Genomic DNA, 20,591 nt, shown 5'->3' with positions numbered 1-20,591 from the left:
TACAACCTTGGCGGGACCAATCACACCTTCTACGCTTCCGCGGACATCTGCCAGAATTGCCACACCAACCTCACCGCGGACACAATCCAGGGGCCCGTCGAAGAGCAATTGATTCAGCTGCAGGACATGATCGAGAACGCTCTCTACAACCTGATCGATGAGCTCACCGAGGCGGGCAACACGATCGACGTCAACGGTGACGCGACCATCACCGATGCCGGTCAGATCGCCGAAATCGAGTTCGGCGAAAGCCACGGCCGGCAGGCGATGGCGCTCGAGCTCACCGACGGCACCTCCATCGGCTTGACGCGCATGTCGGACATCGACGTCGTGCCGCCGATGGGCGAAGCCCTCGATCTCTACCGCCACGCCAACCCCTTCCTGATCAAAGCGGGGTGGAACTACAACCTGCTGCACTCCGACGGCAGCCTCGGCGTCCACAACCCGCTCTTCACCTTCGAGATCCTCGACAGGTCGACCGCCGCACTCGCGAGCGGGCTCGAACCCTGCGCGCCCGACGCCGACACCATGTGCCTCCAGGGCGGGCGCTTCAAGGTCGAGGTCACCTGGAGAGACCAGGACGGCAACACCGGTTCCGGCATGGTCACGGAGTGTGGCTCCGACGACTCGGGCATCTTCTACTTCTTCAGAGAGGACAACTGGGAGATGCTGTTCAAGGTCCTCAACGGCTGTTCCGTCAACGATCACTACTGGGTCTTCTTCGCCGCCACCACCAATGTCGAGTTCACGACCCGGGTCACCGACACCCTGACCGGGTTCGTCAAGACCTACGGCAAGAGCGGAGAGGAGATCGAGTACAACAACCCGCTCGGGCAACCGGCCAACGCGGTGACTGACACCACCGCATTCGCGACCTGTCCGTAGGGGTCGGATCAATCCATCATAAGGGCCGCCTTCGGGCGGCCCTTTTTCGTGCAGCCGATCCCGGCCCGGCTCGCACACCGCATCAATTGAGATGTCGTCTCGTTCATCGAATTCTCTGCTACGCTCGGGTCATGATTCCCGCACCCGAAAGACATCGGCGTCGGGCGATGCGCCTCTGGTGGTTTGGCGCCCTGATCTCACTTGTGATGCTGCTCGCCCAACCTCTTTGGCGCGACGATCTCGAGCAGTCACAACGCACTCCATTTGACAACACCGGAACGGGGCACGCCGAGCAGTGGCGCTTTCTCCATGAGGCGGCGCCGCTGATCCCACAGAATTCCTCATTCACCGTTGTCGCCGGCGATCGTGATGTCGAAATGAGCCTTGCCATGATGTCGGTCGGACTGCTTGCGGAATCTCGGCTGATGCCGTCGTCGTACTACGGCGAAAAGGTCCCTGCCGGTGCGTCCGCCCGTTTCGTCCTCGTGTACGGCGACTCCCGGGGCACCAGGAAGGGTGAGACGTTCGTCGCGTCGGTTCCTGGAGGGACCCTCCGAGAACGCCTGACATTCCGACCATGACGCTAGCAGTCTTTCTGGCGGCAATCATTGGCGTGCCCTGCGCCGTGGGCCTTCCGGTCGCCTTTCATCGAACTTTGAGAGGCTACTCGTTTGCAGCCAGGACTTCGCTGGCATGGGCAACCGGTTCGCTCGCCGTTGCGGCCATCCTGACGGTAGAATCCGCCTTCGGTTTCCGTTGGTCACCATGGTTCATCATCTTCATTACAGTCCTCACACTCGTGGCCGCTCTTCTGACGACACGAACGGAAACCCCGATGCTTCCCGCTCCTCGGACAACGGTCGGATACGAAACCCGGGTGGTGTCGGTCACCATTCTTCTGATTGCAGCTGCCGGCCTTTTGTCCTTTGCCGCCGGCGCGGCAACGTCCGCCGATCTGTCGTATTTCTGGGGAGTCAAGGCCGTTCATTTCGCGCTCGAGCGGGGCATCGATTTCGATCTGCTGCGGCAGCCGTACATGATTCACCTCCACCCAAACTACCCTCCCCTGTGGCCGGTCCTCCTCGGATGGGGCTCGATGATTGCGGGATCGATGCCATGGCTCGCGATTTCGTCGCTCACCTGGATATGTCTGAGTGCTGCAGCCGCGGTGATCTTCTCCGTTCTCGAAACTCGCCTCGGAATGCCCGCGGCAGCTGTCGTGACCTGTTTCTGGTACGGCGTGCTGATGTCAATGGCGACGGCCTCGTTTTCCGGCGGGAACGCCGACGGTTTTCTATTGCTCTGCGTTTCAATTGCCCTCGTCGTCATTCTGACGGAGCCCGCCAGCGGTCCGCGGCAACTGCGCTGGGTCGCAGCGATCGCTCTGGCGGGAGCCGTCTTCACCAAGAGCGAAGGTGGTGTCGTGGCAGCCCTGATCATCGGCGGCACTACGACGCGAGACCTCATATGGAAGAGGCCGCGAGTTGTCCGAGAGGCGTTGACCCTGATCTCACCGGCGTTTGTGGCCCTGGCGATCTGGGCGGCCGTGCGGGTCACCCACGATCTTCCCCTCGCTGACCCGATTCGTGAAAAGGCCTTCGTCATCAGCTTCGTCAACATCGATCTGGTCCTCCGCGTCTGCGGCCGGCTGCTCGCCACGGGGCCTGCCGCAGTCGGCTGGTTCGTGCCGCTGATCTCCTTGCTGCTGATGGGATGGAGGCCACTCTCTCGGGCGCTACCGGGTCTGGCGACCGCGTTCGGAGTCCCCCTCTTTGCCGTCATCTACTATCTTCATGCCGTCGGCGACCCCTTGGAACTCATCGTGTGGACCTTTCCGCGCCTCATCCAGACCGCGGTTTCGGCCTGGATCCTCGGTCTCGGGGTGGTCGTCTTTTCGGCTGGCAACGACGCGACGCACGGCGCAGGTATCCGCGAGGCGATTTCATGAGGCACCGTCACCTCGAGCTCATTCTCGACCTCACGAGCCGGTGCAACATCCGATGCACGATGTGCTGCTTCTCCTCCACGGACCTGCTCCGTTTCAGACCATACGATCTCGAACCCGGAGCGAACGGTGATATGAGTGGGGCGGTTTTTCGAACAATTGCCTCAGATCTGCTTCCGCTCACCCACACGCTCGGACTCGGCTGCTCTGCCGAACCTCTGCTCCATCCGGATTTCTCGAGGTGGCTGCGCACGTGCCATGGTCACCGCGTTCCGAATATCTGGTTGCAGACGAATCTGTTGGCCCTCACCGAGGCCAAGGCGCGTGCGATCGTCGAAAACGGGGTACGCACTGTTGCCGTCTCGATCGACGGCACGACCCGGCAGACCTACGAGAAGATTCGTGCCGGTGCGTCCTGGCAGCGACTCCATTCACGCCTCGACCTGCTGAAGCGGGTCCGAGCCGCTGGATCACGTCCGCAGCCCGAGCTGCGCGTGACATTTACCTGGATGCGGTCGAACCGGGACCAGCTGAGATCGCTGCCCCGTTTTGCGGCTTCAATCGGAGCGCATGAGATCGACGTCCGATTCGTTGTCCCGACCGAAGGTGTCGACAACCGTGGCGAACTGCTCAGCTATGTTGAGCGAGCAGAGCTCATGGAAGAGCTCTGGCGTGTGGCGCGTGAAGCGACCTCGCGCGGCCTTCGCTTGAGCGCATACCCGGCAATGGACCCGGAGCCAAACACACGGCGGTCGGTGGCTGGAAAGATCACACACAAGATCTGGTTGATCAGTTCCGGAATCCAGGGTGCGGATAGCTGGCGTCGAACCCTCCACGAACTGCTCAACGGGTGCTCGTTTCCCGGCAGACTTCTCCTCATCCGCCCAAACGGGGCCGTTCTGCCGTGCCCATTTTGGGAAGCGGAACCCATCGCCATAGTTCCTCGTGATGGCTACCGGGAAATTGCGGAATCAGACCGTCTCAGGGACATATCGAAGGGGCTCCGAATGGGATGTCCGGTGGGCAGTTGCCAGACCTGTCACATGAAAAAAGACGCGTTCTTCAGACCTTTCGTGAAAGAGAACGCCGGGTTCGCCGGCGTGCGTTGATACGGGGGTCGACGGTTGACCGCCGACCCAGATGACGGACCGGAATCAACGATTCTTCCTACTTCCCTCGTACATCTCGAACTTCAAAAGGCGACACTCGATCGGGCCATTGAAGAGAGGGATGCGCCGAGAGGGCTTGAGTCCGATGACCTTGGCGAGCCGCGGCTCGCCGGCGAGAATCCACGCCGTCGCGCCGGTCGCCTGCTTCTTGAGGCTGTCCCCGAAGCGTCGGTAGAATCCGTACAGCCGGTCGACCTCACCCACCCTCTTGCCGTACGGTGGGTTGGCCACGATCATCCCGCCCGAACCCCACGGCAGCAGCAGATCGAGCGCGTCGCGCTGCTCGACCTCGACCCAGGGGTCCATCCATGCCGCCTTGAGATTGCGCCGCGTCGACCGGACCGACCGATCGGCACGGTCCCGCGCAACAATCGGCTGAGACGCATCACGATGACCGTGACTCGCCTCGTGCTGGACCTCTCCGAAAGCCCTCGAATCGTGTGCAGCCCATTTTTCGAAGGCGAACTCGCGGTGCAGGCCGGGTGGGGTCCCGGTTGCGATCAAAGCCGCCTCGACCGCAAATGTACCTGTACCGCACATCGGGTCGAGCAACGGTTCGGAGCCGTCGTACCCGGCGAGCAAGAGAATCCCCGCGGCCAGAGTCTCCGCAAGGGGAGCCGGCCCACCCCGTGGCCGGTAGCCCCGATGGGACAGCGGCTCGCCGCTGGAATCCAGGCTGAGCGTGCTGGCACCTTTCTCGACCAAACGCAGGTGGAGGCGGATGTCCGGGTTTTCGCGATCAACGTCGGGCCGCCGACCTCGCCGTTCCCGCAGCCGGTCGACCGCCGCGTCCTTCACTACCTGGCCGGCGAAGTTGGTGTTGCGGAAGGCGCGATGCCGCCCGACGACTTCGACCGCCAGGGTCTGGCCGTCGGCAATTACCGCCTCCCAGGCGATCGACGCCGCCAGGTCGTAGAGACCCTCCCGCGACCTGACTTCGCCGCGCACCAGAGGCACCAGCACCCGCATCGCCGTTCTCAACCTGAGATTGACGTCGTAGACAGTCCGCAGATCCCCGGAGAACAGGACCGAACCACGGTCCGGCGCGACACCACCGGCACCCAGGACGCGTAGCTCGTCGGCCAGCACCGTCTCGAGCCCACGAGCGCAAGTCGCAACCAGCGACTGATTCCTGCCGAGCTCGATCATGGCCGCACACTACAGAAGCGCATTGCCGAGGACAAGCGATCAAATACACGAATCTGGAATGAGGAGTTAGGAATGAGGAATTCCCAGCCCCCCTCCCGTTCTCTGGGGGTGAGGATGGAAAATCCGAAATTCGAAATTCGAAATCCAAAATGCGATTTGCCAAGTAGGCGGCATTCCTAATTCCTCATTCCAAATTCCTCATTCCTAATTCCTCATTCCTAATTCCTCTCAATGAACTCGATGGTATACCCGTCCGGATCCTTAACGAACGCAATGACGGTCGTGCCGTGCTTCATCGGACCCGGTTCGCGAGTCACCTCGCCGCCGTACTCGCGTACCCGGTTGCAGGCGCCAACAATGTCATCGGTGCCGATGGCGATGTGACCAAAGCCTGTCCCAAGCTCATACGAAGTGGTGTCCCAGTTGTGGGTGAGCTCGAGAACGGTGTTCGACTCCTCGTCACCGTAGCCGACGAACGCCAGGGTGAACTTCCCCTCCGGATAGTCGTGCTTGCGGAGGAGTTCCATCCCCAGCGCCTCCGTGTAGAAAGCAATCGACGTGTCGAGATCACCGACGCGAATCATTGTGTGTAAAAGCCTCACGTTCACCTCCGGTTTGAATGAGGAATTAGGAACGAGGAATCAGGAATTCCCAACCACCCCCCCCATTCTCTGGGGGCGCGGGTGGGAAATCCGAAATCCGAAATACTGTCGGCGGGTGCGCGGGATTCCTAATTCCTAACTCCTAACTCCTAATTTGGCATCAGTAGTCGCTGGTCATGATGAACACCGGTGCGCCTTCGAAGCGCGTGTACTTTGGCCGCAGGCGTTCGGTGTTGTAGAACTTGCCCACGTCCACGACTTTCTTCCGGCTCGTCACCACATCGATTGGCACGTTGTCGTAGCGACCGTTGCGCACATTTACCAGACGACCGGACACTCCATCCAGAATCAGGTCCATCGCGAGGTTGCCGAAGGCCATGGGCACCACCGAGTCGAGAGCGTCCGGGTCACCCGAGCGCACCAGGTACCCGAGCCGCTGGTTGATGACATTGACCCGACGGCCGTTGTTGAACTTCGGCGAACACTCACGCAGGGCCCTGGCCACACGATCGCCGACGCCGCCCAGCTTCTTGTGGCCGTACATGTCCTTCTCCTGATCCTCGTACACCATCTCTGACTCACCGGTGAAGGTCGCACCCTCCGAAACCAGCACAACGCTGTATTTTGAAGGGTTCTTTTCGCGGTCCCGGGACAGCAGCTCGCACAGGTGCTCGATGTCGAAGGGGTGCTCCGGAATGACGCAGCGGTTGGCGGCACCGGCCATCGTTGGCAACAATGCGGTGAAGCCCGCGTACCTTCCGAAAACCTCGATCACCAGAAACCGCTCGTGACTTCCGGCAGATGTCCGCAGGGCATGGGTCATTGCGATCGTACGGGTGACGCAGGTCGAGAATCCGATGCAGTAGTCAGTGCCTGGAACGTCGTTGTCCATCGTCTTGGGAAGCGCGATCACCGGCACGCCTTTTCTGTGCAGATGGACACCGTAGGAGAGTGTGTCGTCGCCGCCAATCGGTACCATCGTGTCGATCCCGAGATACTCGATGTTGGCCAGCACCTCCTCCGTGAGATCGTTGACGTCCTCCGTGTAACGACTTCTGAGGTGATCCGGAAGGGCAGTCTGCGGCACGTGTGACGGTCGGGTTCTCGAGCTGTGAAGGAAGGTCCCGCCCGTCCGGCCGACCTTGTTCACGACCTCTTCGGTAAGGTCTATAACGTAGTCGGACCCGTTCTTTCGATCACGATCGATTTCGATCAATCCGGCCCATCCGCGGCGAATCCCGAGAACCCTGAAGCCTTCACGAAGGGCCCGCACGGTGACGGCTCGGATGGCCGGGTTGAGACCAGGCACATCGCCACCACCAGTCAGGATTCCGATCGTTCCACGGTACTTCTTCGTTTTCGGCATTTCACTCTCCTTGAGCATCGCGACGCGCCGCCGAACCAATGAAATCGGCTCGCGCATGCTCGAATTTAGCTCGGTTTTTTCCTCTCGACCAGCCGCCAACGCACGGTGCCACCGGCACCAAGGGGCACCACCTCGGCATCACCGAAGTCGAATTCGCTTGGCACGCTCCACTCCTCCCGAACCAGTGTGACGAAGCCTTCATTCCGTGGCAGGCCGTAGAAATCCGCACCGTGAAACGACGCGAAGCCCTCGAGAAAATCGAGGGCACCCGCCTCTTCGAAGACCTCGGCATAGAACTCGATGGCAGCGTGGGCAGAAAACATGCCCGCGCATCCGTGCGCGCACTCCTTTGCATTTCGAGCGTGGGGTGCGCTGTCGGTTCCGAGGAAGAAGCGCGGGCTGCCGCTGGTGGCTGCCCAGAGCAATGCCTCCCGATCGGTGTCCCTCTTCAAAATCGGGAGGCAGTAGTGATGTGGGTTGATGCCGTTGTTGAAGATCGCGTTTCGGTCGAGCATCAGGTGATGCGGGGTGATCGTGGCTGCCACGCCGGAACGTGCCTGGAGCACCCATCCGACCGCTTCTGCCGTGGTGATGTGTTCCAGGACCACCCTGAGACCAGGCACCCGATCGATGAGAGGCGAGAGGACGTTCTCGATGAAGACCATCTCCCGATCGAAGATGTCGACCCCAGAATCAGCGACTTCTCCGTGGACGAGCAACGGAAGGCCGTGGTCCGACATCGCCTCGAGGACAGGCAGCACCCGCTCGAGGTCGGTCACTCCGGCGTCCGAGTTCGTCGTGGCACCCGCGGGATAGAGCTTGACACCCGCCATGATTGCATCCGCCGCGGCCTCGATGATCTCGGAAGGCGGCGTCTTGTCAGTCAGGTAGAGGGTCATCAGCGGTTCGAACGGTAGTCCCTCCGGAATTGCATTGCAGATGCGTCGTCGGTAGGCGCGAGCATCGGCGACGGTGGTGATCGGCGGTCGCAGATTGGGCATCACGACAGCACGGCCGAAGGTCCGCGCGCTGTGAGCGACGATGTCCTTCATCGGCTCTCCATCACGAAGATGGAGGTGCCAGTCGTCCGGGGTGGCGATCCGAAGCTCCATTAAAGCCAATCCTCCGGCATGATCGCATATTTTGACAGAGGAACCGATAGAATGCAGAATCCACAAGAAGCGGGTGCAACATGGCGGGTATCACGATCGACGAACTCGAGAAGGCGGCGCGGAATATCGAGCGCATTTCCACCTTCATCGGCGAACGTCGTGACTGGAAGGTCGGGGATGGTGGCGAGACCATGGCCACGGCGATCAGAGCTCGAGCTGGGGCGTTGGCCGAGATTCTGGCGGAAAAGATCGGTGAAGATCCCGATCCCGAGATTCAGGTGGATCTGCCGCCAAAGCTTGCTCCAGCAGCCGAAATTTCAGCCGACCGCCTGGCAAAATTCGACCAATTCCTCGGACAGCTCACGGGGTGGTTCGCCGCCCAGGAACCCGCCAAGGCGCCGGGAGACTGTAGAGAAGCCATCCACTCGATCCACAGCTCGCTCGCCTTGATGTGTCGTGTAACGGACGACCTCCTGGAGTCGATGGCCGCCGATGAACCGATGCCGGCCATCGCCGGCAGATACGTCGACGGTATCGGCTCGTCCCAGGACCTGAAAATCGATCCGAGCGCACGGTTGGTGCTCGAGGACACTGAAAACAAACCGCTCCTGCAGACTTTCAAAGGCATCTCAGAGCTCACCGACGAGACCAAGGATCTGCTCGGAGATTTCCTCGCTTCGCAATCCATCGAACTGGAACCCGACGATCTGCGACGTCTGCATGACAGGCTCCTGAAATGGATCGAGGGAGTCCCGCTGAACCAGGTCCTGGTCGTCAAGGCATCCGGGTTGTACGGCAAGCCCAGCATTTTCTCTTCCTACCAGCCAAAAGGGAACATCGACGCGGCTGACGAAGAGGACAGCACGTAAGACTGGAGAAGAAACTGATGTCACCACGCATCTCTCCAATCACGACGTTGATCAACCGCTATCTGCCGCGGATGCGATATCCCTACCTCTTCTTGATTCTCGGAGGTCTGTTTCTGGTCGATCTCGTGGTTGCGGACCCTATACCTCTGATCGACGAACTGACGCTGGCCATCCTCACCTTCATCGCCGCCACCTTCAAGAAGCGAGGTGAGCCCGACCCAGAGCCGCGGGACATCACCCCTGCTGATGAAATCGACCCAACTCTCAGTTCAGGTGAGAACTCGCGCCCACCGGACGACGGGTAGGATCACCTTCCTCGACCAGCTGCAACGACGAGATCACCAGAGAAGCGTCCGCCCCCTCAAGTTGGGCCCGAACTCTCACGACGTACAGGCCCCGGCGGCCGTGGAGCGGTATCCGGATGCGACCTGACGCCCCTTGCGCAGCATCCATCGTTCTCCGTGGCGCATCGACGGTTCCGGCACCGTCTTCGGCGTTGCGTGAAACCGACACCTCTGCACGGCCGGCGCCGGATGGAAACCGGAAGCGCATTTGAAGTGCATCGGTCCGCTCCTCCAGGCTGACTGGAATCTCGAGGATCCCCGATCGCCTGATCGTCGCTCGCCCTGTTTCCAGATCGACCAGGACCTGGCGGATGTTGTCGAAAGCCGATGTGCCGGCTTCGTGTTCGAGGAAGAGTCCGAGCTTGCGAACCAAAAGCGCCCGACGTTTCCGCGGCACCCCCGCTCGATCCGGAAATGTCAGTGCAAACCGGTTGGATCCCGGCGGCACGGCCCCGACCGGAAGCTCGAATCGGAGCCATTGCCAGCCGGTGACTGTGTCAAGGGTTCCGCAGTCGGTCCCATTGACAGTCAAATGCAGCGAGCGGACGGGCCGTCTACCGCCCGCCGGCAGGCACTCCAATACCAGGGCTCGATACCCACCAGAATGGAGGTCGAGCTCGATCTCGGCCGATTCTCCCTTGGCCCACACACCACGCTTTTCCGGGCGCATCCAGGCGCCTTCCTCGAGCACCGGCGCCGGCAGCAGCTCGACCGAAGGGTCCGAGCGGTCCGGTCGGAAATCGATGACCGGTTCCTCTGCTGTGAATCGCGCATCACCCGGCTCTCCGAGCTGCGGGGGCGGAAGAGGCTCCTCACGGACTGAGTGAACAAGGTCGACGATCGCCACCCCGAGGAAGAGCGCGATCAGGATGAGCGGTAAGGGACGGCACAGCGGGCGAAGATCCATCACCCGTTCGACTTCGCGATGTCGTCGGCAGCCGCCAAGATTTCGAGGAAGTCGGCCAACTGATAAGCGGAGGCTTCCGCAGCCTCAGCGAGGGTTTCGAGAACGGCCGCAGCAGCTGTGACCGTCGCCGGGGCCGTCGCACTGTCCTCCACGACAGCATCGGAAACCCATCCCAAAAGCACCCACAGGAGCAGCTCTTCGAACGACTCGCGATGGAACCACAGGACATCGTCGTGGCGATTGACGCGCAGCTGGCGGCGGCCGGATTCACCGTCCACAAGCGTGGCCAGGACCGAACCCAGACCCTCCAGCCCCGACCCCCGCGGTCTCCGTTCGACAGATTGGATCATAAGATCAACTATTTCCGCCACGCGCCTGGCATCGCCCTCGGAGCGACCGAGGGCCACCACGACGTCGACCAATGTCGAACGCAGGTGCCAATCGGCGTAGAGCTGACGGGTCGCTTCCGACCTCTTTCCGACGCCCGCGATTTCTCCCAGGTGGCGGGCGATGACCCAGGTCACGACCATCGCCCAACTCGCCGGATCTTCGAGAGCATCCCCGAGCTCGCCAATCCAGCCGTTGTCCCGTCCGTGATCCTCGTCGTCCCGAGCAAACCGTGCAAGATCGAACACGGTCTCAAGCTCGGTGAGGATGCGGCTTTCGGTCAGCGCTCCACCTTTCGCGTCATCCTTGCCGGCCTCTTTCTGGACAGCCTCGAGCAGCTCGCCGACCTCGGTGCGTGCGACATCGAAGAACTCGGACTCCGCACTCTTCGAGTGTTCGCTCGAGGCCAATCGCTCGAGCGTCTCCGGGGAGAGCATGCGTCGAAATGGCTCGAGGATGGCTGCCGCCCGCCACTGTCCTAGGGCGTCATCGACGCTTCGCACGCCGCGGTTCTGCAGATGACCAGCGAGTTCGCCCCAAGGGTGGTCATCATCCTCAGCCACCTCACGAAAATCGACAAGGCAGTGAAGGCGATACGCGTCGAGCTCGAACCGGAAACCGGCCCGTCGGAGTTCGCAGCACGACTTCACGTGTTCGAGACCCGAGATGGCATCTTTGAATATCACCCAACTGCCGTCGCCTTCGGGCAGCCGCAGACCGTCCGCCAGAGATCTCCGCACCAGGTTCTTCTGCTCGGAATCCGTGCTCTCGACAACGGCAGTGGATTCGAGCAGCCGTCCTCGCGTCTCACCGAAACGGTTGTTGTACACGACCAGGCTTCGCTCTCCACCGATGTCGTTCGAGTAGGCAAAGACGTTTTCGTCGACCGTCCCGTCTTCGGTCAGGAAGTCGTACAGCAGGAAGCGATCAACCTCCGCAAAAAAATGACGCCGCCGCAGAAGCGGGAAGAGCTGGAGCTCGTGCCGCCAGACAAGCCCGTCATTCGTCGACTCGTCCCAACGCGGTCGCTGAAATTCCATCCCGTACTTTTCGGCCAGGCCTTCGATCTGGCCGTGGCCGAACATCGGCAGTCCCGGCATCGTGGCCATCAGGGTTGCCACGCCGAAGTACTTGTCCTCGGTGCCGAACTGGTCAATCGCCGTCTTCTCGTCGGGATTCGACATGAAGTTGACGTATCGCTTGAGGATCCGAGGGTCGAACTCGAGAGTGGATTTGATCAGCTGCCGGTATTCGGCGTTGCGCTCGTCGCGCAACATGTTCATGAATGCCGAGTTGTATACCCGGTGCATGCCGAGGGTGCGCACGAAATATCCCTCGAGGAGCCAGAAAGCCTCGGCCAGTAAAAGGGTGTCGGGCGCCTCCTCGGCCACCCGATCGACGACCTCTCGCCAGAATTCGCGAGGCATCGCTTGGTCGAACTCCGCGCGAGTAAGGGAAAACTGGGCCCGCGAGGGCACCGCGCCCGCGGCTCCGGGCTCCGGGAACCACAGGCGATGGTAGTGCTGTCGCGCCAGCGTCATGGCTGCATCGAAGCGTATGACTGGTGATCGCCGGGCCACCGCCAGGATGGTCTGGATCACCGCCTCGCGAACCTCGGGCTTGAGGTAGTCGAGCTGAGCGGTGTCGTTCCACGGCATCGAGGTGCCGTCATTGCCGTGATAGACGAATCGTTCATCGCCTGTCTCGCGGTCCACCCGCTTGAAGACCACCGCCGCATCGGAGCGGTCCCAGTAGTGGTCCTCGATGAATATCCCAACCCTGGGATCGTCCGACAGATCCGGCCCGTTGAAGCTGTACGTCGGATAGGGTGAGTGGTCGAGCGACAGGAACCAGTCCGGGTGATTGATGACCCACCGAGAATCGATGCCCATGTGGTTGGGGACCATGTCGGTCGAGAGGCGGATGCCGTACCGCCACGCCCGCTCGCTCAGGTTTTCGAAGGCGGCTTCACCGCCGAGCGCATCTGCGATCCGGTAGTCCTCGAGTGAGTACGCGGATGCGACCGCGTCTTCATCACCCATGCGGCGCTTGATTCTCTCGGACGCCCGGCTTCGCTCCCACACCCCGATCAGCCACAAACCTGTAAATCCCCAGTTCGCCAGACGCTCGAGCTCGGAGTCGGGGATACCGTCCAAGGTGGTGATCGTGGCCCCGCTGGAGCGGCTCAGCTGCGCCAGCCAGACATGGGCGTTCTTCGCCAGCAATACCAGCCGAGGCATCCAGTCGCGGTCTGCCGAATATCTCTCGCCGGTCTCCGCGAGAATGCCGTAGTCCGGCGGTTCGACCACCCCGGGTCCGGCCGGAAACCACGCCCGATGCTCCTCGGCCAGGAAGTCGAGGCCACCGAGAATGCGGGCGAGGTCGGGACCCAACAGCTCCGCCCAGGAAGTGCGGATGAACTCGAGCTGCCCCTGCAGGGAGTCCGGGGCGGCCCGAACCGGCGCCAACAGGAGGTCCAGCAGACTCTCGCCTCTCGGGCCAGAGGATTCCGCTGCCGAGAGAAAAGAATCGAGACGCCGGACGGCCTCGCCATACGCGGTGGACTCTCGGAGACTGCTGTCGTCAAAAAACTCGCGGTAGGGCGCAAAGGCCGGGTTCCGGTTTGCGAGCGACAACAGAACCAGCTCTTCGAGGACCGCCTCCCGGTGAGACTCACCGGCCGTCTCGCCCTCGAGGAATTCTCTTGCCGAAATATCTCCGCCGTACACGGCCGTCGGGGGGAACTCCTCGACGAATGCCCACAACAGCTGCTCCAACGGGCCGGCCCCAATACTCCCGGTCAACAGTTCGACTGCCTCGGTCCAGAGTTCAGGAGATCTCTCTCGGCGATGGCGGGCGATCAGGAGGTGGAGGGCCTCGTCGATCAGGCCCAGAGCGTAAATGTCGCTCGCGCCGACCGCGTGCTCCGGCGGCCGCCGTTGGTTGATGCGATGGGCGAACTCCCTCGCAGCGCGGAAATCGGCGAACACCACGTTGCCGGTGGAAGAGAAAAGTGTGTCGTCAAGTCCATATGCATCGCGCACTGCACGCGCGACGTGGAATTCTCGAAGGGCGCCGTTCCAGGATCGGTTCAAAAGGGTGTTCATCTCAGAATCCGCGCACATCATACAGGCGCACGGAGATTTCGGAATTCGGAATCCCCGCCCACACCCCCAATGAGAAAGACGCGTCGCCTGATCGACATTCAGAATTCAGAATTCAAAATTCAGAATTCTGACCTTCGAGATTTGCATCGCGAATCTCGAAGGTCAGCGGGCAATGATCGGACACGTCCCAGAAAGTGCCGTCTTCTCCTCCGGGCCGGGAAATGAACTCACCGCACTGCCATCTCGAGCAATGGAGCCACACCTCGAGGGGCGCGGCAATCATCTCCGGCCCGAAGCCACGGACAAACACGTGATCTATCAGGGAAGGCGTCTGGACACCGTCGCGGTCTCCCGGACCTTCCCAATACGAGGTGCAGCCGAGCGAATTCTCCAGTCGTTCGAGTCCGACTCGGCCGAGTACTGCGTCGACCGACTGGAGTTCTCCCTCGACACCGCCGCGGGGTGAGCCGATCGTGTTGAAGTCACCGAGGACGACGAAGTCCGGATCGCCAATCTCCTCGATCCGGCCCTCGATCCAGGCGGCCAATGCCCGATTCTGGCTCCTCCGCTGGCCGAAGTTCCCGGGCCCGGACTCCAGATGAACGACCACGACAGTGAAATCAACGCCACCGGCGCGGCGGCTCCGCAGATATCCGGCGAACGCCGGCCTCATTCCGGGATCGAGCGCGAGCCCAACGATGTCAACCGGGGTTCCAACCAGCTCGAGGGCCGAATCGTCCCACGCGATTGCGAGGTGCTGACCGAATCTCCCCCCGCGGGCGGAGTATCTGACCTGCATCGGCCTCCCAGCGCAGGCGCGCTCGAGGATCGGGCCGAAACGACGGATGTCGTTGACCTCCTGGAGGCCGAAGAGATCCGCCTTCAGGCCACCGAGCACAGCTTCGAAATCACAGATGTTCGTGCGGCGGGAATACCCGAGATCAGCCTCCTGAGGACGCTCGTCGAGGGGAAAGTTGCGCACGTTCCACGAGGCGATGCGGAGTGTTCCCTCCGCGGCGGCTTCGGCGGGCACCTCATTCGCCGATACGGATGGACCGGGAAATCCCGCGCACCGCAGCCGATCCCGCATTACGATTGCAAGAGCGACGATCAGAAGGATCGTGGTTACGACGCCTACAACAAGTGTTTTTGAACGGCTCACCATAGGAGGCAGTTTCACCGCCCCCCTCCTCGGGTGCAAGGTTCAATCACCTTGGACTCCAAAAGATGCTCAATCTCAATTTGATACTGACAATGCGAATTCGAGTTCGAGCATCCGCAAGAGTTTCAAACACTTGTAAACAAAGCATGAATCATGTTCTGATCTTGAACTAATATAACTAATTGTCTATTCGATCATTTGTATTGACAATCAATTGAAAAAGCTTCACTCTGTCACAGTCATGCAATGGTTGAGACTCCCGTTTCCCGATCTGCATAAACTCGATTCCACAATCAGTCAATCTCAAAACGCACGATTGTCGCACTCCACTGTTGACGAGTGCCCCGAATCGTGTGCACGACAGATCGAAACGACCCCCACACGGCGCAGAAAAAACCACTCTTCTCATGTGTTTCTACGCAGTCAGATGTCGGCGAGCCGGCGCGATTGTGTGAATCGTGCGGAGTACAGCAAGGAGGCAGAATGATGTTTACGATCACAAAGACCCTGGTGATTCTGGCGACGGCGGGAGTCACGACAGTACCGATGGGCCAGAGCCCGGGGATGGTGAAGGCGCACGAGTCGATCAGAGCGCCCGCGTCGGCCAGGAGATCGTCGGGTCGCCTGGCACCCAGTCATCCGAGGGTCCAATACACCAAGAATCAGAAAGAGTTCTACCTCACCGAGAAACAGCTCCAATACATCCGGCCGGGAATTCACGTCACGGTGGAGGACATCCAAATCCCGGCGGATCGCCACCCGGTGGTCGAGATCAGCTTCGCTGACGACATGGGAGCGCCGCTCGATCGTGCCGGTGTCCAGACGCCGGGGCCGATCAGCTTCAGCTTCATTCTCGCCTGGTACGACGCCGTTCGGCGCGATTACGTCGCCTACACCACGCGGGCCCAGACCAGCCCGATCACAGGTGACACCGCCGATCAGGCCTCGACCGACCGAGGCGGCACTACCGAAGACCTCGAGATGGGCCGCCTCCGATATATCTTCGCCACCGAGCTGCCCGAGGGCTACGACATGTCGGTGACCCACACGCTCGGCATCTACGCAACCCGCGATCTGAGGGACACACCGCTCGAGACCCGACAGTACGACAACGTCGAGTTCGACTTCGTGCCTGACGGGGGCGACGTCGTCGACCAGTGGCAAGGCATGCTCGACGCCACCTGCAACGGCTGCCACGAGCAATTGGCGTTCCACGGCGGGACCCGCCGGGAAGTCAAGCTCTGCATGTTGTGCCACAACAAGCAGACCTGGGATCCGGACACCGGCAACTCGGTCGACTTCAAGCAGATGATCCACAAGATCCACACGGGAGCCGACCTGCCGAGCGTTCAGGCCGGTATCCCCTACCAGATCATCGGCCACAACCAGTCGGTGAACGATTACTCAGAGGTGGAGTGGACGCAGGACATTCGCAACTGCGACACCTGCCACGCTCCGGACACGCCCGAGAGCTACATCTGGTATGCCCGGCCCAACCGCGACGCCTGCGGCTCGTGCCACGACGATATCGTGTGGGAGACTGGCGAGAATCACCCCGTGGCCCAGACCGACGACAGCCTGTGTGCCGCCTGTCACGTGCCCGACAGTGGAACCGAGTTCGACATCTCGGTCATGGGCGCGCACACGATTCCGGCCCAATCGATGCAGCTCGCCGGCCTCAACATGGAGATCACCGACGTGACCGATGTCGCTCCTGGCAGCGCGCCGACCGTGTACTTCCGCCTGACCAACGACGACGGGACGCTGGTCGACCCGATCTCCGGCCTCCGCACCCTGACCCTGAGGATGGCCGGTCCCATCGGTGACACCATCGACCACTCGATCGACATCTCGGTCGACGGGCGCGACGCGACCCTGGTCGGTGACGAGTACATGATGGCCTTCGAGGACCCGATCCCCGAGGACGCGACCGGCACCTGGGGCTTCTCCGCCGATGTCCGCCGAACCTCGGTGATCGACGACCTCTCGTTCGAGGGTCTCGAAGTGACAGAGGGCGCGATCAACCCGATCTTCTACGCCGCGGTGACCGACAACGAGGCGATGCCGCGGCGCGAAGTGGTGGCGATCGACAACTGCAATGTTTGCCACGGCGCGTTGTCGCTGCACGGCGGCCAACGCTTCAGCATCCAGGAGTGCGTCTTTTGTCACCGACCTAACAACAGCGACGAGGAGGTCCGCCCTGAGGAAGAGCTGCCGCCTGAGTCGATCGACTTCCGTTGGCTGATCCATCGTCTCCACACCGGCGCAGAGCTGAGCGCAGATTTCACGGTCTATGGCTACCGCGGCTCTGTGAACAACTACAACCACGTCGAGTTCCCCGCTGACCGACGGACGTGCACGATGTGCCACCTCGACGGCACCTACAACGTGCCTCTGCCCGCGGGAACGATGGAGGTGACCACCGAACGCAGCTTCTACTCGCCCACTCAGCCGGCGGCCGCCGCCTGCCTGGCGTGCCACGACAGCGTCGACGCCGCGGCCCACGCCTACACCCAAACGGCGCCTTTCGGTGAGTCCTGTGGCTCGTGCCACGGAGAAGATCGCGAGTTCTCGGTCGACAGCGCCCATGCTCACTAGGAAACCCGTGTCCGCGCGACCCGCCGCAGGAGCGGTGGGTCGCGTGCCAGCTGGAAAGGAAGAACGGGTATGAAAAAACTCACGTACATGGTGGCCGGGGCTGCGATAGCGGCTGCGTTCGGCCTCGGTACCGGAGCGACGGCGGAGGCCCAGGGGAGCGATCCCTCGGAGGACTGCGCCGTCTGCCACGAAGAGATCGCAGCCGATTTCCAGACGACGGTGCACGCGATCAAGGAACGAGGTGGGCCGTCCTGCGTCACCTGCCACGGTCACGGCGAACGTCACATGGAGGAGGGCGGCGATGCGTCGCTGATCGGCAAGCCCGAAGGTGCGGATGGCGAGATGCTCTGTCTGTCCTGCCACGGCAACACACGGACCATGTTCTCCAAGAACTCGGTGCATTCCGGGGCCGCCGTCACCTGCATCTCCTGCCACAACGTGCACGCGAGCGGCACGTCACAGCCGAAGATGCTCGAGGATGCGGCCAACGAGCTCTGTGCGAGCTGCCACCCCTCACCTGCCGGTTCGTTCGAAAAGGCTTTCGGACACAAACTCGATCGCGGCGGCTTGCAGTGCGTTTCCTGCCACAACCCGCACGGCGGCCGGGGCAGGCACAGCCTCAAGGTGGATCGCTCGGGTGAGATCGCGTGCCTCTCCTGCCACGCCGAGAAGCGCGGTCCCTTCGTTTATCCGCACGTGACCGGTATGACCGGCGACTGTCTGAGCTGCCACGAGCCGCACGGCTCGGTCAATCCGATGTCCCTGACCAGGGCCCGTGTCGCCCATCTGTGTCTGGAATGTCACAGCCCGATCGAGGGCGGCACGCTCGGCTCGCAGCCCCCGTCAATCCACGACCTGCGAAGCCCGCGATACCAGAACTGCACAACGTGCCACGTGAAGATCCACGGGTCCAACACGTCGCCGTTGCTGACCAGGTAGGAGGTGAATCGATGAATATATATCGCCTGTCGATCACCGCCTGCGCTCTGATCCTCGTCGCCTCCTGGGTGCCGTCGGCGGCCGCACAATCGACCGGCTTCGACATCGAGTTCGGGTATCAGTCGATCGATGTCAGCGGCAACGAGGACATGTACCGAACCCAGATCGACGAGGACGACGGGTTCGTGCTGCGCAACTTCACCCTCAACTTCGTCGATGCTTCGGGAGAAGCGGGCATCGCCGACCGACTCCGGATCGACGCTTCCGGTTTCGGTGGCAGCCCAGCCGGCCGTTTCCGGCTCGACATGGGACTCGGTGACGTCTATCGCCTTCACCTCTTCTACCAGGAGCTGCGCGCATACAGCGCGTTGCCCGCCTTCGCCAATCCGTTTTTCGGCGACGGTGTGGTTCCCGGTCAACACACCTGGGACCGCAAGAGGAACCTCCTCGATCTGCGGATCGAGATCCTCCCGGGACGGCCACTCACTCCGATCGTTGGCTACCGTAGGAACCAATATGACGGACCGGGCCGGACCACGTACAGTGTCGGCGGCGACGATTTCCAGGTTGCATCCAACCTCGATGAGACGGAAACCGAGTACTACGTCGGACTGGATTTCGCGACCAACTGGTTCCAGGGAACCCTCATCCAGGGATGGCGTGACTTCGAGGGGACGGATCGTCAGACCCTCGCCCCCGGCGAAAGTGCCGGCAACAATCCTGGAACCATCCTCGGACAAGAGATCGCGCTCGACGCCTTCGACCGCACCAACAGGACAACAGCCGACACACCCGTCACCACCTTCCACATCACCGGGAGGGTGACCGAAACCAGCCGCTTCGTCGCCTCCTACGTCCGCGCCGACGCCGAGGGCGACACCACTATGGACGAATCGCTCACTGGAAGCCTGGTCTCATTCCAGCTGTCCCGATTCTTCCAGGGACTCGACCAGTCGGTGCGGAGCCGGACTGACAACCCCTTCTGGCGCGGCGAAGCGCGATTCGATTGGGACATCAGCCAAAACGTGGGGATGCAGGTCGGCTACGAGATCCGTGACCGCCAGCTCGAGGGCTGGTCGATGATCACGAGCCTGTTCTCGGACACCCTGAACTTCGGCGGACTCGATCCCGAGGACATCGAAACCCTGGTCGAAGCGGAATCTGGCTACGAGCGGGAAGACAGCATTGCCAATCTGAGGTTCGACTTCCGCAACCTTGGCGCCTTCTCGCTGTGGGCCGAGGCCGCGATCAACGATCAGGACCTCGACCTCTCGGCTGATGTGTCGCAGATCGTGCTGCCGGTAGGGCAGGAAGGCGAGTACGAGCGCAGCATCACGTCGTTCGACGTCGGTGGCATGGCCTCCTTCGGAGATTTCAAAATTCTGCTGGATGTGGTCGGACAGGACGCTGACGACGTCATCGTCCGCACCGATTTCAACGACCGCCTGCGCATTCGCGGACGGTTCGACTGGTCGATCAGTCGCGTCTTTCGGGTGTTGCTGACGGCCGAAGCGATAAGCTCCGACAACGACGCATCTGACATCGGATACGAGGCCGAGACGGAACGATACGCCGTCGACCTCAACATCAACCCGACCGACAACCTCGCGCTGCGCCTCGCGTATGACAGTTACTCGACCGATACCGAAATGCCGATCCGCCTTCCGCAGAGCTTCGAGATCGTGCCCTCGACATACGTCGAGGAGGGCGATCTTTTTGACGGTGGATTGACGTGGAAGATCTGGCTGCTCACGATCGACGCAGCCTATTCGACGTTCGAGAACTCCGGGAGCTTCCCGTTCGAGATGGATCGGGCGATGGCGAGGGTCGCCGTCGATATCACCAAGAGCATCGGAATCGCCGGCGAGTACGAGAACTGGGATTACAGCGAGGATATGTTCCCGATTGCCGACTACGATGCCGACCGATACGGCATCTACCTCCGCTGGAGACGCTGAGAGCATTCCTTCGGATATTGGTTTTACCAAGGGGGCCGCAAGGCCCCCTTTTTCGCGCCCCCTCCCACCCGCCCGATACTGGAAACTGGATG

Annotated in this window: 16 protein-coding genes; 9 read left to right on the top strand and 7 right to left on the bottom strand. The window is 61.6% G+C overall.

Features of this window, described 5'->3' with window-relative positions; all coding sequences use genetic code 11:
- The 4 genes from LJE93_02195 to LJE93_02180 form a co-directional block, all read left to right on the top strand.
- Positions 1-885 (top strand): hypothetical protein (locus tag LJE93_02195; GenBank protein MCG6947712.1); only part of this gene is annotated, 885 nt, incomplete at its 5' end.
- A 131-nt stretch (positions 886-1,016) separates the two neighbouring features.
- On the top strand, positions 1,017-1,466 hold the full coding sequence (locus LJE93_02190) for a hypothetical protein (protein ID MCG6947711.1): 450 nt from the start codon (positions 1,017-1,019) through the stop codon (positions 1,464-1,466).
- Positions 1,463-2,833, top strand: coding sequence for a hypothetical protein (locus LJE93_02185; GenBank protein MCG6947710.1), 1,371 nt, complete (start codon positions 1,463-1,465; stop codon positions 2,831-2,833). Before LJE93_02190 ends, LJE93_02185 begins: the two co-directional genes overlap by 4 nt.
- Entirely contained in the window at positions 2,830-3,939 is a 1,110-nt protein-coding gene (locus LJE93_02180) for a radical SAM protein (GenBank protein MCG6947709.1), read from the top strand. The genes LJE93_02185 and LJE93_02180 overlap by 4 nt, the downstream gene beginning before the upstream one ends.
- Before the next feature lie 45 nt (positions 3,940-3,984).
- On the opposite strand, the gene LJE93_02175 is transcribed toward LJE93_02180, so the two are convergent.
- The 4 genes from LJE93_02175 to pyrC form a co-directional block, all read right to left on the bottom strand.
- Positions 3,985-5,148 carry a THUMP domain-containing protein gene (locus LJE93_02175; GenBank protein MCG6947708.1) on the bottom strand — a complete coding sequence of 388 codons (1,164 nt, stop codon included), beginning with the start codon at positions 5,146-5,148 and terminating at the stop codon, positions 3,985-3,987.
- Between the two features lie 218 nt (positions 5,149-5,366).
- Positions 5,367-5,750 carry a lactoylglutathione lyase gene (gloA, locus tag LJE93_02170; GenBank protein ID MCG6947707.1) on the bottom strand — a complete coding sequence of 128 codons (384 nt, stop codon included), beginning with the start codon at positions 5,748-5,750 and terminating at the stop codon, positions 5,367-5,369.
- A gap of 160 nt (positions 5,751-5,910) precedes the next feature.
- Positions 5,911-7,116 carry an ATP-dependent 6-phosphofructokinase gene (locus LJE93_02165; GenBank protein ID MCG6947706.1) on the bottom strand — a complete coding sequence of 402 codons (1,206 nt, stop codon included), beginning with the start codon at positions 7,114-7,116 and terminating at the stop codon, positions 5,911-5,913.
- 65 nt (positions 7,117-7,181) lie between these two features.
- The gene (pyrC, locus tag LJE93_02160) at positions 7,182-8,228 is read right to left on the bottom strand and encodes a dihydroorotase (protein MCG6947705.1); all 1,047 of its coding nucleotides are present in this window, start codon (positions 8,226-8,228) and stop codon (positions 7,182-7,184) included.
- Positions 8,229-8,308: 80 nt separating this feature from the next.
- Between pyrC and LJE93_02155 the strand changes: the two genes are divergently transcribed.
- Positions 8,309-9,097: a hypothetical protein gene (locus LJE93_02155; GenBank protein MCG6947704.1), complete on the top strand. Its 789-nt coding sequence runs from the start codon at positions 8,309-8,311 to the stop codon at positions 9,095-9,097.
- A 17-nt stretch (positions 9,098-9,114) separates the two neighbouring features.
- Entirely contained in the window at positions 9,115-9,402 is a 288-nt protein-coding gene (locus tag LJE93_02150; protein ID MCG6947703.1) for a hypothetical protein, read from the top strand.
- Here the strand turns inward: LJE93_02150 and LJE93_02145 are convergent.
- From LJE93_02145 to LJE93_02135, 3 genes are all read right to left on the bottom strand, one after another.
- On the bottom strand, positions 9,362-10,351 hold the full coding sequence (locus LJE93_02145; GenBank protein MCG6947702.1) for a hypothetical protein: 990 nt from the start codon (positions 10,349-10,351) through the stop codon (positions 9,362-9,364). The genes LJE93_02150 and LJE93_02145 overlap by 41 nt on opposite strands.
- Positions 10,348-13,842 carry an alpha-amylase gene (locus LJE93_02140; protein MCG6947701.1) on the bottom strand — a complete coding sequence of 1,165 codons (3,495 nt, stop codon included), beginning with the start codon at positions 13,840-13,842 and terminating at the stop codon, positions 10,348-10,350. The genes LJE93_02145 and LJE93_02140 overlap by 4 nt, the downstream gene beginning before the upstream one ends.
- Positions 13,843-13,954: 112 nt before the next feature.
- Positions 13,955-15,022 (bottom strand): endonuclease/exonuclease/phosphatase family protein, encoded by a 1,068-nt coding sequence (locus LJE93_02135; GenBank protein ID MCG6947700.1) that lies wholly within the window; start codon positions 15,020-15,022, stop codon positions 13,955-13,957.
- 465 nt (positions 15,023-15,487) lie between these two features.
- Here LJE93_02135 and LJE93_02130 point away from each other — a divergent pair, with 465 nt between their 5' ends.
- The 3 genes from LJE93_02130 to LJE93_02120 all read left to right on the top strand — a co-directional run bounded on the left by LJE93_02130 (position 15,488) and on the right by LJE93_02120 (position 20,499).
- Entirely contained in the window at positions 15,488-17,602 is a 2,115-nt protein-coding gene (locus LJE93_02130) for an OmcA/MtrC family decaheme c-type cytochrome (protein MCG6947699.1), read from the top strand.
- Positions 17,603-17,671: 69 nt separating this feature from the next.
- Positions 17,672-18,541, top strand: coding sequence for a DmsE family decaheme c-type cytochrome (locus LJE93_02125; protein ID MCG6947698.1), 870 nt, complete (start codon positions 17,672-17,674; stop codon positions 18,539-18,541).
- Between the two features lie 11 nt (positions 18,542-18,552).
- The gene (locus LJE93_02120) at positions 18,553-20,499 is read left to right on the top strand and encodes a hypothetical protein (protein MCG6947697.1); all 1,947 of its coding nucleotides are present in this window, start codon (positions 18,553-18,555) and stop codon (positions 20,497-20,499) included.
- The last annotated feature ends 92 nt before the right edge of the window (positions 20,500-20,591 follow it).

Source organism: Acidobacteriota bacterium (genome assembly GCA_022340665.1).
In the GTDB taxonomy this organism is placed as follows: Bacteria; Acidobacteriota; Thermoanaerobaculia; order Thermoanaerobaculales; family Sulfomarinibacteraceae; genus Sulfomarinibacter.
Note: the sequence above shows the minus strand (reverse complement) of the source record. Positions and strands in the feature narration are given on the sequence as shown.

Coding starts and splice junctions, on each gene's coding strand:
- LJE93_02120 (MCG6947697.1), top strand. CDS start 18,553: ATGAATATATATCGCCTGTCGATCACCGCCTGCGCTCTGATCCTCGTC.
- LJE93_02185 (MCG6947710.1), top strand. CDS start 1,463: ATGACGCTAGCAGTCTTTCTGGCGGCAATCATTGGCGTGCCCTGCGCC.
- LJE93_02190 (MCG6947711.1), top strand. CDS start 1,017: ATGATTCCCGCACCCGAAAGACATCGGCGTCGGGCGATGCGCCTCTGG.
- LJE93_02165 (MCG6947706.1), bottom strand. CDS start 7,116: ATGCCGAAAACGAAGAAGTACCGTGGAACGATCGGAATCCTGACTGGT.
- LJE93_02130 (MCG6947699.1), top strand. CDS start 15,488: ATGATGTTTACGATCACAAAGACCCTGGTGATTCTGGCGACGGCGGGA.
- LJE93_02140 (MCG6947701.1), bottom strand. CDS start 13,842: ATGAACACCCTTTTGAACCGATCCTGGAACGGCGCCCTTCGAGAATTC.
- pyrC (MCG6947705.1), bottom strand. CDS start 8,228: ATGGAGCTTCGGATCGCCACCCCGGACGACTGGCACCTCCATCTTCGT.
- LJE93_02150 (MCG6947703.1), top strand. CDS start 9,115: ATGTCACCACGCATCTCTCCAATCACGACGTTGATCAACCGCTATCTG.
- LJE93_02155 (MCG6947704.1), top strand. CDS start 8,309: ATGGCGGGTATCACGATCGACGAACTCGAGAAGGCGGCGCGGAATATC.
- LJE93_02175 (MCG6947708.1), bottom strand. CDS start 5,148: ATGATCGAGCTCGGCAGGAATCAGTCGCTGGTTGCGACTTGCGCTCGT.
- LJE93_02180 (MCG6947709.1), top strand. CDS start 2,830: ATGAGGCACCGTCACCTCGAGCTCATTCTCGACCTCACGAGCCGGTGC.
- LJE93_02125 (MCG6947698.1), top strand. CDS start 17,672: ATGAAAAAACTCACGTACATGGTGGCCGGGGCTGCGATAGCGGCTGCG.